At 67.8% G+C, this 14,526-nt stretch carries 14 protein-coding genes; 8 read left to right on the top strand and 6 right to left on the bottom strand.

The genetic code is table 11. The features are described 5' to 3' along the window. Nucleotides 1-53: 53 nt before the first annotated feature. Entirely contained in the window at nucleotides 54-3,053 is a 3,000-nt protein-coding gene (locus EV650_RS00440; protein WP_134114172.1) for an ATP-binding protein, read from the bottom strand. 82 nt (nucleotides 3,054-3,135) lie between these two features. Here EV650_RS00440 and EV650_RS00435 point away from each other — a divergent pair, with 82 nt between their 5' ends. From EV650_RS00435 to EV650_RS00420, 4 genes are all read left to right on the top strand, one after another. Then, nucleotides 3,136-3,699, top strand: a complete 564-nt coding sequence (locus tag EV650_RS00435) for an NADPH-dependent FMN reductase (RefSeq protein WP_134114170.1) — start codon at nucleotides 3,136-3,138, stop codon at nucleotides 3,697-3,699. An 11-nt stretch (nucleotides 3,700-3,710) separates the two neighbouring features. Continuing rightward, the gene (locus EV650_RS00430; protein ID WP_134114168.1) at nucleotides 3,711-4,250 is read left to right on the top strand and encodes a dihydrofolate reductase family protein; all 540 of its coding nucleotides are present in this window, start codon (nucleotides 3,711-3,713) and stop codon (nucleotides 4,248-4,250) included. 204 nt (nucleotides 4,251-4,454) lie between these two features. Beyond that, complete coding sequence (locus tag EV650_RS00425) at nucleotides 4,455-5,024, top strand: hypothetical protein (RefSeq protein ID WP_134114167.1); 570 nt, start codon at nucleotides 4,455-4,457, stop codon at nucleotides 5,022-5,024. Continuing rightward, the gene (locus EV650_RS00420) at nucleotides 5,021-5,443 is read left to right on the top strand and encodes a hypothetical protein (RefSeq protein ID WP_134114165.1); all 423 of its coding nucleotides are present in this window, start codon (nucleotides 5,021-5,023) and stop codon (nucleotides 5,441-5,443) included. Before EV650_RS00425 ends, EV650_RS00420 begins: the two co-directional genes overlap by 4 nt. Nucleotides 5,444-5,493: 50 nt before the next feature. Here EV650_RS00420 and EV650_RS00415 read toward each other — a convergent pair whose 3' ends face one another. Beyond that, complete coding sequence (locus EV650_RS00415; RefSeq protein ID WP_134114163.1) at nucleotides 5,494-6,858, bottom strand: FAD-binding oxidoreductase; 1,365 nt, start codon at nucleotides 6,856-6,858, stop codon at nucleotides 5,494-5,496. A gap of 271 nt (nucleotides 6,859-7,129) precedes the next feature. Between EV650_RS00415 and EV650_RS00410 the strand changes: the two genes are divergently transcribed. Beyond that, nucleotides 7,130-7,681: a dihydrofolate reductase family protein gene (locus tag EV650_RS00410; RefSeq protein ID WP_134114161.1), complete on the top strand. Its 552-nt coding sequence runs from the start codon at nucleotides 7,130-7,132 to the stop codon at nucleotides 7,679-7,681. On the opposite strand, the gene EV650_RS00405 is transcribed toward EV650_RS00410, so the two are convergent. Both EV650_RS00405 and EV650_RS00400 read right to left on the bottom strand, forming a co-directional pair. Then, nucleotides 7,678-8,595, bottom strand: a complete 918-nt coding sequence (locus tag EV650_RS00405) for a D-2-hydroxyacid dehydrogenase (protein ID WP_166677967.1) — start codon at nucleotides 8,593-8,595, stop codon at nucleotides 7,678-7,680. The two genes, EV650_RS00410 and EV650_RS00405, sit on opposite strands and share 4 nt — an antisense overlap. A gap of 1 nt (nucleotide 8,596) precedes the next feature. After that, on the bottom strand, nucleotides 8,597-9,517 hold the full coding sequence (locus tag EV650_RS00400) for a LysR family transcriptional regulator (RefSeq protein ID WP_134114159.1): 921 nt from the start codon (nucleotides 9,515-9,517) through the stop codon (nucleotides 8,597-8,599). A 78-nt stretch (nucleotides 9,518-9,595) separates the two neighbouring features. Between EV650_RS00400 and EV650_RS00395 the strand changes: the two genes are divergently transcribed. Continuing rightward, nucleotides 9,596-10,510, top strand: coding sequence for a DMT family transporter (locus EV650_RS00395; RefSeq protein WP_134114157.1), 915 nt, complete (start codon nucleotides 9,596-9,598; stop codon nucleotides 10,508-10,510). Nucleotides 10,511-10,551: 41 nt separating this feature from the next. On the opposite strand, the gene EV650_RS00390 is transcribed toward EV650_RS00395, so the two are convergent. Both EV650_RS00390 and EV650_RS00385 read right to left on the bottom strand, forming a co-directional pair. After that, nucleotides 10,552-11,238 (bottom strand): hypothetical protein, encoded by a 687-nt coding sequence (locus EV650_RS00390; RefSeq protein ID WP_134114155.1) that lies wholly within the window; start codon nucleotides 11,236-11,238, stop codon nucleotides 10,552-10,554. Then, nucleotides 11,235-11,579: a hypothetical protein gene (locus EV650_RS00385; RefSeq protein WP_134114153.1), complete on the bottom strand. Its 345-nt coding sequence runs from the start codon at nucleotides 11,577-11,579 to the stop codon at nucleotides 11,235-11,237. The genes EV650_RS00390 and EV650_RS00385 overlap by 4 nt, the downstream gene beginning before the upstream one ends. Before the next feature lie 160 nt (nucleotides 11,580-11,739). Here EV650_RS00385 and EV650_RS00380 point away from each other — a divergent pair, with 160 nt between their 5' ends. Both EV650_RS00380 and EV650_RS00375 read left to right on the top strand, forming a co-directional pair. Next, nucleotides 11,740-13,815: a histidine kinase gene (locus EV650_RS00380; RefSeq protein WP_134114151.1), complete on the top strand. Its 2,076-nt coding sequence runs from the start codon at nucleotides 11,740-11,742 to the stop codon at nucleotides 13,813-13,815. Further along, entirely contained in the window at nucleotides 13,812-14,474 is a 663-nt protein-coding gene (locus EV650_RS00375; RefSeq protein ID WP_134114149.1) for a response regulator transcription factor, read from the top strand. Before EV650_RS00380 ends, EV650_RS00375 begins: the two co-directional genes overlap by 4 nt. Nucleotides 14,475-14,526 lie beyond the last annotated feature (52 nt).

Below are 14,526 nucleotides of genomic sequence, written 5' to 3'. Positions count from 1 at the left end.
TCTGCTCGCCACAAAACTACTTCGATGCTCGAATAATCTCAACTACAGAACATCTAGTCGCGGAGCAGTTGGAAGGCCTGCTCCGGAGCCAGCGAAGCTCCCCGCCGGCGGGCAATCTCATACGCGTCGGCTCCGAGTGAGGCCAAAGCCGCAGCCGAGGCCCGATCAAGGTCCAAAGTCTCCGTCGCTGCCATCAGATAGTTCTCGGTCGCGCGAGTCGCCGCGGCACACCCGAGGAGCGTCGCTGCCAGCGTCTTGTCCGGATGGCACCCCGCGATCCCCTCCAGCGCCCAGCACATCCCACGCAGCGACTCGAACTCCACAGAGACTTCGAAGGCCTCCCGATGAAGCTCCAAAGCCTCCGTCAGACGCCCCTGCAGTTCCCTGACGTAGCCGAGCTCCTCCAGCACTATCGACAGGTACAGCACCGGTTCACTCTGCTGCCGGGCTCGGTCGATCATGGTCTGCAGCCGTACGGCGGCCTCGTCCAGAGCTCCGGTACGCCGGGCCGCGAAGCCCAGCACCAACTCAGCGAGAGCCTGGTTCGCCCGCTGCCCTTGCTCGGTCGCCAGCCGGTACGCGCGATCGGCGTTGACCTGAGCCACGTCGTACCGACCCTGCCGGATCGAGGTCCACCCGACCATGCCGAGCGCGCTCGCTACCTCGGGCCACAGTCCCAGCTCCTCGGCCAGCTGCGCGCCTTCGAGATGCAACCGCATCGACTCGTCGAAGTCGCCGACCAGCTCGGCGTGCGCACCGAGCCAACTCGTCGCCTGCAACGCACCCCAGCGGTCACCGAGCGACCGGAAGATCCGCGCACTCTCGGAAGCGTCCGCGAACAACGCGGGCAGGTCGGCCCGCACATGCGCATGCTTCGCCCGCGCCAGGAGCACCGCGGCCACACCCCACTGATCGCCGTCGAAGCTCTTGAGCGCACGCTCCAACAGCTCCAGACACATCGGCAGGTCGCCCGCATCCGACGCGGTGTACGCGATCCACCACAGCCCCCGGGCGTCAGCCGAGTCAACCCACCGTTCTCGCTCAGCAGCCGCCCTGCTGTCCCCCAGCAGGTACATGTACCCGACCCGCCACGCACCCAGCGGCACAGCGTCCAGAGCCCGCATCGCCTCCATGTGTCGACCACGCAGGAACCAGTACCAAGCCAGCGCATCCACCAGCCGCGCAGCCAAGTCGGACTGCCCGGTGCTGACCGCCCGATCCAACGCCGTCCGCAGATTGGCAGCGTCGTCGTCCAGCAACTGCAACCATCGGCCCTGCTCGTCCCCGTAGAGCTCCGCCGACTCAGCCAACGACACGTAGTACGCCAAATGCCGCTGCCGGACCGCCTCCAGCTCATCGGCCGCACGCAGCTTCTCCATGCAGTACGCCGCCACCGACTCGAGCAAACGGAAGCGAGTCCCATCCACAGGTACGACGAGCGACCGGTCGACCAGACGGACCAGGACGTCGAGTACGTCGTCCTCACCGCACACAGCAGCCGCAGCCTCCGCCGTACATCCATCTGCATGTACGGCGAGCCGCCGCAGGACGGACTGCTCATCCGGAGCGAGCAGCTCCCAGCTCCAGTCGATCATCGCGTGCAGAGTCTGCTGCCGTGGTGCAGCACCTCGATGTCCGGCCGCCAGCAACCGGAATCGGTCGTCCAGTCGCGCAACGAGCCCACGTACCCCCAAGGCACGTACCCGGGTCGCAGCAAGCTCCAGCGCCAACGGGATCCCGTCCAGCCGCCGGCACAGCACGGCGACGTCAGTCAGGGTCTCGTCGGTCAGTGCGAAGCCACGTGACGCTGCAGCGGCACGAGTCACGAACAGCTGCACCGCACTACACGTCGAGGCTGCTTCCACACCAGAAGACGGCGAAGGCACGTCCAGCGGCGGAACAGTCCAGACCACCTCACCGGCCAACCCCAGCGGCTCGCGGCTCGTTGCCAGCACGCGGAGCCCTGGTGCGGCAGCCAACAGGCGATCCGTCAACGCAGCAACGTCTTCGATCACCTGCTCGCAGTTATCCAGGACCAGCAGCCGAGACCCCATCACTGCGGCCAGCCGATCGATCACAGGCGAGCCTCCGGTGTCGCGGAGGTCCAACGCGATCTGTACTGCGTCGGTAAGCGAGTCCGCGACCGACAACGCATCGGGTGTCACTGCTGCGAGTTCGACCAGTACGGCGCCGTCGGCGAACCGGTCCGCCGCGTCAGTCGCCGCAGCCAGCGCGAGGCGAGTCTTGCCGACACCGCCCGGCCCAGTGAGCGTCACCAACCGCGAGGTGCTCAGACTGGAGCTGACGTCAGTCAGTGCATCGGACCGCCCGATCAGCCCGCTCAGCTGCGCTGGCAGGTTGTTGCGCGCGTGCGGCAAGTCTTGAGTCAGAATCGACTGCTGCAGTGCAACCAGCTCAGGACCAGGGTCCAGACCGAGATCGTCCAGCAGCAGCTGCCGCAGCTGTTCGTAGCTCTCCAGAGCTTCACTCTGCCGCCCTGCCCGGTAAAGAGCCCTCATGTGCGCGGCTCGCAAGCCCTCTCGCAACGGGTGTTCGCTGACGAGTACGCCGAGCTCACTGACCGGCAGGTCAGCCTGCTCGAGCGCAGCCAGCCTCTGCTCGGACAGTCGTACGACGGCGGTCTCGACAAACGCCTCGTCGGTAAAGTCGGCGTACGCCGAGCCACGCCACAGCGCCAGCGCCTCGTCGACCGAGCCGGACGCCAGCAGCTCGCCGAACTGCAGTGCGTCATACGTTGCGCTGGAAACGGAGACGGAATAGCCGGCCGGGCCGGACTTCACCAGCGATCGGCTGCCCGGCTCCGCGTCCTCGAATGCACGCCGCAGCTGGGACACCTTCGCCGACAGCGTCCCGGCCGGGTTCCCGGGCAGATTCGAACCCCACAGGTCGTCAATCAGCCGGTCCGCCGGTACCGGACGTCCTTCGTGCACCAGCAGGTCAGCCAGCAGTGCACGCACCTTCAGCCCCTGGATGACCACAGGTGTCCCCGCGTCTGTCCAGGCCGTCACAGGTCCCAGCACCCCGAAGCGCATGACGGCACCCTATTCCGGCCAACCGGAAAGAAACCGTAAACCCACTCAGGCAGAGTCTGGTTCAGACGGAAGGAGTACGGCGATGCGACTGGCAGTGATCATCGGCAGCACCCGGCGTGGCCGGTTCGGACCGACCGTGGCGCACTGGCTCGCACAGCAGGCCGCCAAGCAGTTCGAGATCGACCTGGTCGATCTGGCCACCGCGGACCTGCCGGCGACGTTGCCCGACACCGACGACGAGACGCCGGCGCAGGTCGTCGTACTGGCTGACCGGCTGGCGACAGCGGATGCGTTCGCTGTCGTCACTCCGGAGATCAACTGCAGCTTCCCGGCGTCGTTGAAGACCGCACTGGACTGGTACTACGAGGAGTGGCACGCCAAGCCGGTCGCGATCGTCAGCTACGGCCGGGAAAGCGGCGGCTGCCACGCCACGGCTCAACTGCGCCAGGTCTTCACCGAGCTCCAGGCCGTCACCATTCACAACACTGTCGCAATGCCCTGCTACTGGGAGCAGTTCACCGCCGACGGCGGCTGGCCCAGGTCGTCGGCCGGCTACGAAGCGGCAGCCAAACTCATGCTCGACCAGCTCGCCTGGTGGGCCGAAGCACTCCGGGACGCCCGCAACCGGCGCCCGTACCAACCCTGAAAGGAAGACCCATGAGGAAGCTGATCGAATCCACCTTCATCACCCTGAACGGCGTGATCGAGGAGCCGCAGCGCTGGAGCCCGCCGTACTGGGACGACGAGCACGCGGCCTACTCACAGGGCCTGATGGAAGGCGTGGACGCACAGGTGCTCGGCCGCGTCACCTACGAGGGCTTCGCGGACGCTTGGATGCAGCGCGGCGGGGACCCGTTCACCGACCACTTCAACGCCATGCCGAAGTACGTCGCCACCCGCACGGTGACCGAGTGGAAGTGGAACGCCCAGCCGCTCGAGGGCGACGCGGCCGACGCCGTCCGCCGGCTCAAGGAGAGCGACGGCGGCAACCTGATCAAGTACGGCACCGGGTCGTTCTCGAAGACGCTGCTGGAGAACAAACTCGTCGACGAGTACCACTTCTGGATCTTCCCGGTGGTCGCGGACGGCGCGAACATGTTCCGCGGCGACGGCATCGACCTCACCCACCTCGAACTGCTCGGTACGACGACGTTCAAGTCCGGCATCGTCGTCCACAAGCTCGCCCCGAAAGCCTGAGCCACCGCTCCGCCCGGCCCGCGCACCTCGACACAGGTGTGCGGGCCGGACGCTTGTCTGCGAAAGACGTGGGTACCGGACGAGCTACGGGGGTGTGGGCGGCGCTGGGGACCGTCTGTTCGAGGTCCTGGCGACTGGTGCCACCAGATCGCAGGTCCTGCCATGCAGTTTTCATGCAATCCATGCAACTGGACTGGAGGTCTGATGGGTACCGTCCTGACCATCGTGGTCATCGTCGTCGTGATTCTGGCGGCGGCCGCACTGCTGTTCACCTACCAGCGCAGACGTTCCGGCGAACTGCAGCAGCGGTTCGGCCCGGAGTACGAACGCACCGTCGAGGAGTCAGGCGACCGGCGTAGCGCTGAACGCGAACTGCGCGGCCGGGAACGCCGGGTGTCGCAGCTCGAGATCACCCCGTTGAGCCCCGAGTCGGCGTCGGCGTACCGCGCCGAATGGGCCAAGGTGCAGCAGAGCTTCGTCGACCGTCCGGCCGGCGCCGTCGCGGACGCCGATCGCCTGGTACTGCGGATGATGCGCGAGGCCGGCTACCCGGTCGACGACTTCGACCAGCGGGCGAACGACATCTCGGTCGAGCACCCGGATGTCGCCGCGCACTACCGCGAAGCACACCGGGTCGCCGTCGCCGATGCCCGCGGCGAAGCCGACACCGAGGATCTCCGCCAGGCGGTCAGCTCGTACCGCCACCTGGTCGACGCCTTGCTGGACGACAGCGAGCACGACCTCCGTCCGAACACCACGAAGGAGCAAGCATGACCACCCCTGACGACCGCCGGTTCGACGCCTTGGACAACGACCGCGTGCTGGACGACACGGAGCGCATGGATGCCGAGCCTGGCGGCTACGACACCGCCCGTACGCCGGACACCCGTACGCCGGACGGTGCCGCGCCGAACGTCGACATGGCGAATGAGCCCCTGGTCGCCGAGGAGTCATCGGTCGACTACAAGGCTCGCTGGGAGGTCATCCAGCAGGGCTTCGTGGACGACCCGCGCAACGCGGTGACCGAGGCGGACAAGCTGGTCGACGACCTGCTGCAGGAACTGTCCGACAGCTTCGACCGTCAGCACGACGGTTTGGAGAAGCAGTGGTCGGCCGGCGAGCCCTCGACCGAGGACCTCCGCTCGGCCCTCCAGCGCTACCGCGCCTTCTTCCAGCGCCTGCTGACTCTGTAGTAGCACCCCCAGTTGCGGCCGGTACCGAAGTACCGGCCGCAACTGTCTGTCTACGGCGCGATGTTCTGGTTCAGGTGGAACAGGTTGCCCGGGTCGTACTTGCGCTTGACCTCGGCCAGCCGGTCGTAGTTCTGCCGGTAGTTCTCGCGGATCCGGCCCTGGTCGTCGCCGGCCATGAAGTTGATGTACCCGCCGACCTCGGAGTGCGGTGCGACGTCGTCGTAGTACGAACGCACCCACTCGATGTTGGCCTCGTTCTGCGCCGGATCCGGCCACATGCCGGCGATCACGGTGGCGAAGTTCGCATCGCGATAGGCGAAGGCGGTCCCGTCCGGTGTGACCCGGTGGCAGGCGCCGTTGATCGGGTAGATGTGGACGGTCGAGTTCACCGACGGAAGGCCGGGCGCGTGCCGCAGGTGCGCCTGGATCGCCTCGTCGGTCAGCTCGGTGACGAAGTTCGCCTTCCAGTAGTGCTGCAGCCCGGGCGGGACCAGTGCGTCGAAAGCACCGTTCAGTGCCGGGTACGGCATCGGTCCGACCATCTCGGCCATCACCGGCGCGAACTCGCGGAACTTCGAGATCTGCGTCTCGCCGTCATCGGGGTCCCCGGCCCAGCAACCGACGATCGCGACGAACGGCTCGCCGTGCCGGTTCTCCGGGATGAACGGCAGCGGCGGCGCGATCTGGAACGCCGGGAACCCGCCGAGCTGCTCCGGCGCATCCTTGATCAGCTCCCGGAATCCCGTGAGTACTGCGGTCGCGTCGGACAGCTCGAAGAACATCGGGCCGCCGTAGATCGTCGACACCGGAGCCAGTCGGAACTCGAGCGCGGTCACGACGCCGAAGTTGCCGCCACCGCCGCGCAGCGCCCAGAACAGGTCGTCGTTCTCCTTCTCGCTCGCGATCAGGAACTTCCCGTCCGCGGTCACCACGTCGGCCGAGATCAGGTTGTCGCAGGACAGCCCGAGTCCGCGGGCCAGGTACCCGATCCCGCCGCCGAGCGTCAGCCCGCCGACACCTGTGGTCGAGATGATCCCGCCGGTGGTGGCCAGCCCGAACGCGTGCGTGGCCGCGTTGAAGTCGCCCCAGGTCGCACCGCCGCCGGCTCGCGCGGTCCGGTTCACCGGATCGACCCGGACGTTGCTCATCGCGCCCAGGTCGATGACGACACCGTCGTCGACCGTCCCGAACCCGGGCACGCTGTGGCCGCCGCCGCGGACCGCCAGCTCGAGCTGCTGCGTTCGCGCGTACTCGACGGCAGCCATCACGTCGCCGGCGTTCTCGCAGCGGACGATCACCTGCGGCCGCTTGTCGTGCATCGCGTTGTTGACGCGGCGCGCCGCGTCGTACCCCTCGTCACCTGCCGTGATGACCTGTCCCCTGGTGCGTTCCCGCAGGTCGTCGATCGTGCTCATGTCCGCTCCCCGAACTGTCGCCTGTCCCAGATCGGCGCGCGTATTCACGCACACCGTGTGCAGACCGGTCGTCGCCGTCGAGCGCAGCGCGATAACTTCACCCCAGAAAGCGCTTGAACCCCCGACGGGCTGCCGGCCCTCCCCCAGACCCCGCCCGTTCACCCCCGACCTTCGCAAGCCGGACCGGTTTCGTCAATCCCCTTGTCAATCCCCTTGTCAAAGCCGGCCGATCGGCTCCGACCAGGAGGTAAACCATCACTCGGAGGACATCATGCGGAAGATCATGTACTACGTGCACCAGTCGCTCGACGGCTTCATCGAGGGCCCGAACGGCGAGTTCGACTGGGCCGAGCTCGGTCCGGAGCTCGGCGACTACTCGATGAGCCTGACTGAGCGCGCCGACCTCTTCCTGTACGGACGGACAGTCTGGAACATGATGTCGTCGTACTGGCCGAACGCTGAGTCGATGGACCCGGACGAGCACGCGATCCAGTTCGCTCCGGTATGGCGGCGTACCCCCAAGGTCGTGCTGTCGACGACGCTGGAGAGCGCCGACTGGGACACCCGGATCGTCCGGAACGCCGAGGACATCCGGGCGATCAAGGAGGCGCCGGGCAAGGACATCCTGCTCACCGGGAGCGCCAGCGTGGCCGGTGCGCTGACCGAGCTCGGGCTGCTCGACGAGTACCACGTGATCGTCCACCCCGTGATCCTCGGCGGCGGCAAGCCCGTCTACCAACCCACCGACCGCCGCAAGCTCCGCCTCGCGGACACCCGCTCCTTCGACGGCCGCACCGTCCTACTGCGCCACGACCTGGCCTAGTAACCAGCAGACTTGTCGACGACGTTGTGCAAAGGTTCACCGGCCACGAACCGGCGGATGTTCTCGGACACGATCTCGCCCGAACGGCGAAGAGTGCCGTCGCTGGTGGCTCCGTTGTGGGGCGTGACGACGACGTTCGGCAATGACCAGAACGGACTCTCCGGCGGCAACGGCTCCACGCCGTGCGCGTCCAGACCGGCGCCCGCGATCTGCCCGGACTGCAACGCCTCCAGCAGCGCGTCGTCGTCCGCGATCCCGCCGCGCGAGATGCAGATGAAGTACGCCGACGACTTCATCCGCGCGAACGCGTTCCGGTCGAAGACGCCGGCCGTCGACGGCGTCCGCGGTGTCGTGACCACGACGAAGTCCGACTCCGCCAGCAGCTGGTCGAGATCGCACAGCTCGTCGACGTTCGGTGACGGCTGGTCGGGACGCCGCCGTACGCCGAGGGTGCGCATGTGGAACGCCTTGGCCTTCAGAGCGAGATCGATTCCGGAGTTGCCCAGGCCGTAGATGCCGACGGTGCGCCCGGCGAGTTCGCCGTGCCGGTAGTGGTCCCAGCGGTGCTCGGCCTGCGCCCGCATCCACCGCGGTACGTCGCGACTCAGCATGAGCATCAGCAGGATCGAGTGCTCGGCCAGCGAGATCCCGCCGTTCCCCGCGCTCGACGTGAGGACCACCGACGAGGCCAGCATCTCGGGGCTGAGGTCGGCATCCACACCGGCCGACGGACTGTGCACCCAGCGCAACTTCGGCGCCTTCGCCAGCACTTCCGGCCGCAGATGGCCGATCACCGCGTCCATCTCGCCGAACACGTCGGCCGCGTCGTCCAGCGAGTCCACGAACCGCAACTCGCTGCCGTCCGCCGCCTCGACGTACGCCGGAGACTCCTTGCCAATGACAACAATCAACATTTCACTCCCATAGGTCTGGCACGGCTCGGTTGGCAGCTGTCTTCAATGCGTCCGCAACCGCTGCTACTGCAGGGGTTCTGGTACGCCGGGTCAGCAGGAAGACCACCCGTCCGACGTCTCCTTCGGCCGGCAGTCGTACGGCGACACCGGGTGCGCCCTGGCCGAGGACGAGGTCTGGCAGGAGTGCGCCGGCGCCCGTCGTACGGACGAGTTCGAGCAGGATCAGGAAGTCGTCGGAGCTGTAGCGGAGATCGGGTTCGAAGCCGCCGAGCTCGCGGCAGACGCGGACGTGCATCTCGCGATGTCCGGTGCCCGGTTGGCAGGCTGCCCAGGCGAGGTCGGCGAGGTTGGCGACCGGGACCCGCTCGGCCGCGGCCGCGGGATGGTCTTCCGGGAGTACGACGCGGATGTGCTCGCGGAGCAGACGTTCGCGACGGAGGTCAGTGTGGACGGCCCGCGGTTGGCCGTCGTACTCATCGCCGACCATCACGTCCAGCTGTTGCAACCGGAGCGCCGGCGCGGCCTGTTCGACCTCGAGTTCGGCGGCCTCGACGCGGATGTCGGGGTGTGCGGCTGCGAGGCTGCGAATGGCCGGCGCGACGACGCGGATGAAGGCGGACTGGAACGCTCCGATCCGGACCACGCCGGCGACTCGTCCCGCGGCGACCGCGGCCAGCTCGGCCTCGGCTGCTTCGACTCCGTCCAGCAGCGTGGTCGCGTGCCGCACGAGGACCTCGCCGGCAGCGGTCAGCCGGACATTGCGGCCGATCCGCTCGAGTAGCGGCGTACCGGCTTCGCGCTCCAGGACGGCCAGCTGTTGGGAGATGGCGCTGGGCGAGTAACCGAGGGCGCGGGCCGCGCCGTGGACGGTGCCGCGGCCATGGACCTCGCGCAGCAATCGCAGGCGATGCAGATCCATCATTCGTTCAGCTTAGCTTCACGATGCTATCCGTGAAGCCGTGATGGACGTGAACGGTCTACTGGTCCGACCATCGATGACGTGGGACGCCTCTTCTGCCTTCTGTCCGCCGCGGCCTTCGGAGTGATGGCCGTGTTCGGCAAGCTCGCGTACGACGCGGGTGTGTCCGTCGACGCGTTGTTGCTCGTCCGCTTCGGATTGTCGGGCGGCCTATTGTTGACAATCGCCCTGGCCCGCGGTGCGCTGCGTAACCTGCCGAGGCGGGCCGTGCTGACCGGGCTCGGCATGGGTGTGTTCGGCTACGCCGCCCAGTCCGGCCTGTACTTCTCCGCACTGGCCCGAATCGATGCGTCGCTGGTCGCGCTGATCCTGTACCTGTATCCGATCCTGGTGATGGTGACAGCGATCGCGCTGCGCCGGGAGCGGGCATCGCGGCGGCGGGTGTGGGCGTTGGCGATCGCGCTGCTGGGGATCGGGTTGGTCCTCAGCGGAGCTCTGGCCGGCCGGTTCGACTGGCTGGGCTTGCTGCTGGCGTTGGGTGCACCAATCGTCTACACCGGGTACATCCTGGTGGGCGATTCGCTGACTACCGACGTACCGCCGCTGGCGTTGACGGCGCTGGTCTGTATAGGGGCCTTCGGCACCTTTCTCGTGCTTGGGCTCTTCCGCGGCACCGACCTGAACTTCGCGCCGATCGGCTGGCTGTGGCTAGCCGCGGTGGCGTTGATCAGCACGGTCGCCGCGATCCTGTTCTTCTTCGCCGGCATGGCCCGCGTCGGTCCGTCGGTCGCGTCGATCCTGTCGATCTTCGAGCCGGTGGTGACGGTGGCCTCAGCGGCCATCGTGTTCGGCGAACAGCTCACCCCGACCCAGTGGATCGGCGGTGCACTGGTCCTGTCCGCCGTACTGATCGTGCAATGGCCGAGCAGCTCGACAGGACGTATACGTCCGCTGAACGCGCCGGGCCGGACCCGTGAGCGTACGCCCGCGTGCTAGTTGCGGACACATCCTGTCGAGATTGCTCATGCCGCCTTCGGTCACCCCAACGGCTGCCACTCGTCGTCACGCATCCGGAGGATCGCCCACCCCACCGCGGCGAACCCGGCTGCCTGCAGACCCCAGCCGATCAGGTCGAGCGTGTGGCTGCTGATGATGATCGCGGCCACGAAGTGGATCGGCTGCGAGATGCCGACCGCGATCGCGGCCCAGCGCGGCCCGACGTGTGAACGCCACATCGCGAAGCCGAGCAGGATCGTGCCGAGGACATGACCGAGCACGAACACGAACCCGGACAGGTTCATCGAGCCGTGCGTGACGTCGACCGCCTTCGCGATCGTCGCCGGGTCGAGTCCCGCCGTACCGGCCTGCCAGGTGAACAGGTCGCTCGCCGAGGCCCAGGGCAACGACAAGTACCCCGGAATCAGGATGAGCAGCGCGATCGCGGTCAGCCACGGCGCACCACGACGGGTCAGCCGGCCGACGAAGTACGCACCGGGCACCAGCGTGAGGAAGCCGATGTAGGCCAGCCAGATGACCATCGAACTACGATCCAGATTGTCGACAATCTTGTTGACGATTGTCGGCACGTCGTCCGTCGTGTTGTACGGCAGAAAGTACCGAAGCAACGCGATCGCCGCCGGGCCGATCGGCAGGATCAGCGCCGCCGTCCATCGCCAGACGGGTCGGATGTCGCGGCGCGTCGTACTCGTCATCGTCTGAGTCATCGCGCACCTGCCAGCTCACGCGACGGCAGAAGTACTGCCACCGCACCGATGATCGTCGCAACGACGCTGACACCGGCCGCGATGACGGCGGCCGCGGGTACGTCGGACACGAAGAACGCTGGCACCGACAGCAGCGCCGACGCGATCCGCAGCGTGAGCAGCGGGATCAACGGCCACCGCTTCCCCCGCCAGGCGAGGCCCACCAGCACCAGGCTCAGTAGTCCCAGCGCCGAGCTACCGATCGCGATACTCATCGGCGGGTGGTCCCCATCCGTCATGAGCGGCGTGAACAGATCTGCCACCGCGAGCAGCCCGAGCACAACCAACCCGAACCTCTTCATTTCCCTTACCCCCTTGTTGAGCGTTTCCGACTGCTCAACCGTCGCTCGCCAGGTGGCACCGGTGCCTGGGGTCCGGGTCCCTGGTGCTCAGGCAGTTCCCCGCCCAGACCGGGACTCCGATCCCGAGACGCCGGGAACACTTAGGGCGCACACTGCGGATATGACCACCACAGCGAGCCGTCGGGGCCTGGCCGGCGTACTGGCCGCGTTCGTGGTCGCCGAGGTCGTGGTCGCACTCGGCTACACCCTCGCGATCGGGTGGGGCTGGCACGAGCTGGTCGACTCCTTCATGGTGACCAACGGTCTGATGGGACTCACGTTCGGTCTCTGCGGCGCGGTCATCGCCTGGCACCGGCCGGCCAACCCGATCGGCTGGCTCTTCCTCGCCGACGGGATCGGCCACGCGACCACGCCGCTGGCCGGCGCGATGGCCCAGTTCCTCGCCGACCACGGCGCCTCGATCGCCGCCCAGCGCGTCTTCATGACCATCGCTGTCGCCGCCTGGCCGTGGTCGATCGGCCTGTTCCTTCCGTTGGCCTTACTGCTCTTCCCGAACGGTCACCTGCTGTCGCCCCGCTGGCGCTGGGCGGCGATCGGCATCATCGTCACCTCACCACTCTTCGTCATCGAGATGGTCGGCAGCGGCGACTCGATCACGCCCGGCCTCCCCGGTGGCTACCTCGCCATCGCGTCGTACGACGCCCTCGGGCCGCTCTGGACAGTGACTGAGCTCCGCAACCTCGTCGCGATCCTGCTCGCCATCGTCTGCCTCACGATGCGCTACCGCCGCGCCGACGAAGCGGGCCGCCGGCAACTCCTGTGGTTGCTGCTGGCATCCGTCATCGTGGTCCTGTTCGTCACGCCGTGGGCGTTCGTCGCGGGTACGCCGATCCTTGTATTACTGGCGATTCCGCTGGTTCCGATCGCGGTGGCGGTCGCGATCGTCCGGTACCAATTGCTCGACATCCGGCTCGTGATCTCCCGAGCTTTGACCTGGGCCTTGCTGTCGTTGGTTGCTATCGGCATCTACGTGGCGCTGGTGACGTTGCTCGACTCGTTCATCGCGTCCCAGGTCGGCCGGTCCGCCGCGGTCACGGTCTTCGTCGCGCTGATCATCGCGCCGGTCCTCCCCCGACTGCAGAAGCTGGTCGATCGGGCGCTGTACGGCGACCGCCATGACCCGGCCCGGGTTGCGTCTCGGGTCGGCGAGCAGCTGTCCGCCGGTCTGCCCGGGGTCATCGCCGCGATCCGATCCGCGCTACGGCTGCCGTACGCCGCGTTGATGGTCGACGGGCAGGTGATCGCGATGGACGGTACGCCGCCGATGTCCGTCGTACCGCTGGAGCTTTCGTACGGCGGGGAGGTTGTCGGGACGCTCGACGTCGGGGTGCGGTCGGGCGAGTCCACGTTGTCGTCGGCCGACCGCAGTGTGCTCGGGCTGGTCGCCGTACCGCTGGCCGTTGCGGTGCACGCGACGCGGTTGTCGGCCGAACTGCAGTCGTCGCGGGAGAAGCTGGTCTCTGCGCGAGAGGAGGAACGCCGGCGATTGCGACGCGATCTGCACGACGGCCTCGGCCCGACACTGACGGGCGTCGCCTTCTCCGCAGACGCCGTCGCCAACCTCATCACCAACGACGCAGCCCGAGCCCTCACGCCGGCCGTGAGTGCCGACGGCACGCCGGCTCCCACCGCCAACGGATCGCGGGCTCCCGGCGCCGACGCCTCGGCGGGGCTCTCGGCGGATGCCTCCCGGGCGGTTGAGCTGCTGACTCGGTTGCGTGCCGACACTCGCGCGGCGATCTCCGACGTACGGCGTCTGGTGGACGACCTGCGCCCGCCGGCGCTCGACGAACTCGGCCTGATCGGGGCCTTGCGGCAACGCGCCGACCAACTGTCGTTCCGCGCCGACGGCGCCACCATCCAGGTCTCGGTCGCCGCCAACGGCTTGCCCACCTTGCCAGCTGCACTCGAGGTCGCCGCCTACCGCATCGCGACCGAGGCCCTCACGAACGTCGTACGGCACTCCCGCGCAACCACCGCCGTACTGGCGTTGCGCTGCGACGGCGACCTGGAGATCGAAGTCAGCGACGACGGCCCACCGAACGGCACCTGGCACCCCGGCGTCGGCCTCCAAGCCATGCGCGAACGCGCCGCCGAACTAGGCGGCAACTTCGAAGCCGGCCCCACACCCTCGGGCGGCCTCGTCCGCGCCCGCTTCCCCTTGGCGCAACGATGACGGACATCCGCGTAGTCCTGGCCGACGACCATCCCGTCGTCCGAGCCGGCCTGGCCGCACTCCTGTCCTCACTCCCCGGCATCGAGGTAGTAGGCGTCGCCTCGAACGGCCGGGAAGCGGTCCGCGAGGTCATCACCTCCCGCCCTGACGTCGCCGTACTCGACCTCCAGATGCCCGACCTCGACGGCTTCGCCGCCACCCGCGAACTGGCCCGCTCGGCACCGGACACCGCCGTACTCGTCCTCACCATGTTCGAGGACGACGACTCGGTCTTCGCCGCCATGCGCGCCGGCGCCCGCGGCTACCTGGTCAAAGGCGCCGAACAAGAAGAGATCGCCCGAGCCATCCGCGCCGTCGCCGCCGGCGAAGCCATCTTCGGCCCCGGCGTAGCCCGCCGCATGCTCACCTTCTTCTCCGCCCCACCAGCCGCCGCCGAACCGTTCCCCGAACTCACCACCCGCGAACGCCAGATCCTCGACCTGATCGCCGCCGGCCTGTCCAACCCCGCCATCGGCGACCGCCTCGACCTCGCCTCCAAAACCGTCGCCAACAACGTCTCCACCATCTTCACCAAACTAGGCATCGCCGACCGAGCCACCGCCATAATCCAAGCCCGCAACGCCGGCCTCGGCACCGACCGCGTACCGAAGAACGGGTAGTAGTCGCGATATCCCGCCTCCCGAGGCCTGAATAGGCCCAATTCGCCCACTA

The sequence above is a fragment of the Kribbella kalugense genome (assembly GCF_004365875.1).
Classification (GTDB): Bacteria; Actinomycetota; Actinomycetes; order Propionibacteriales; family Kribbellaceae; genus Kribbella; species Kribbella kalugense.
Note: the sequence above shows the minus strand (reverse complement) of the source record. Positions and strands in the feature narration are given on the sequence as shown.

Excerpts from the sequence above, each read along its gene's own strand:
- EV650_RS00430 (WP_134114168.1), top strand. The coding sequence starts at position 3,711 with ATGAGGAAGCTGATCGAATCCACCTTCATCACCCTGAACGGCGTGATC.
- EV650_RS00435 (WP_134114170.1), top strand. The coding sequence starts at position 3,136 with ATGCGACTGGCAGTGATCATCGGCAGCACCCGGCGTGGCCGGTTCGGA.
- EV650_RS00405 (WP_166677967.1), bottom strand. The coding sequence starts at position 8,595 with ATGTTGATTGTTGTCATTGGCAAGGAGTCTCCGGCGTACGTCGAGGCG.
- EV650_RS00420 (WP_134114165.1), top strand. The coding sequence starts at position 5,021 with ATGACCACCCCTGACGACCGCCGGTTCGACGCCTTGGACAACGACCGC.
- EV650_RS00380 (WP_134114151.1), top strand. The coding sequence starts at position 11,740 with ATGACCACCACAGCGAGCCGTCGGGGCCTGGCCGGCGTACTGGCCGCG.
- EV650_RS00375 (WP_134114149.1), top strand. The coding sequence starts at position 13,812 with ATGACGGACATCCGCGTAGTCCTGGCCGACGACCATCCCGTCGTCCGA.
- EV650_RS00415 (WP_134114163.1), bottom strand. The coding sequence starts at position 6,858 with ATGAGCACGATCGACGACCTGCGGGAACGCACCAGGGGACAGGTCATC.
- EV650_RS00425 (WP_134114167.1), top strand. The coding sequence starts at position 4,455 with ATGGGTACCGTCCTGACCATCGTGGTCATCGTCGTCGTGATTCTGGCG.
- EV650_RS00390 (WP_134114155.1), bottom strand. The coding sequence starts at position 11,238 with ATGACTCAGACGATGACGAGTACGACGCGCCGCGACATCCGACCCGTC.
- EV650_RS00410 (WP_134114161.1), top strand. The coding sequence starts at position 7,130 with ATGCGGAAGATCATGTACTACGTGCACCAGTCGCTCGACGGCTTCATC.
- EV650_RS00385 (WP_134114153.1), bottom strand. The coding sequence starts at position 11,579 with ATGAAGAGGTTCGGGTTGGTTGTGCTCGGGCTGCTCGCGGTGGCAGAT.
- EV650_RS00400 (WP_134114159.1), bottom strand. The coding sequence starts at position 9,517 with ATGATGGATCTGCATCGCCTGCGATTGCTGCGCGAGGTCCATGGCCGC.
- EV650_RS00440 (WP_134114172.1), bottom strand. The coding sequence starts at position 3,053 with ATGCGCTTCGGGGTGCTGGGACCTGTGACGGCCTGGACAGACGCGGGG.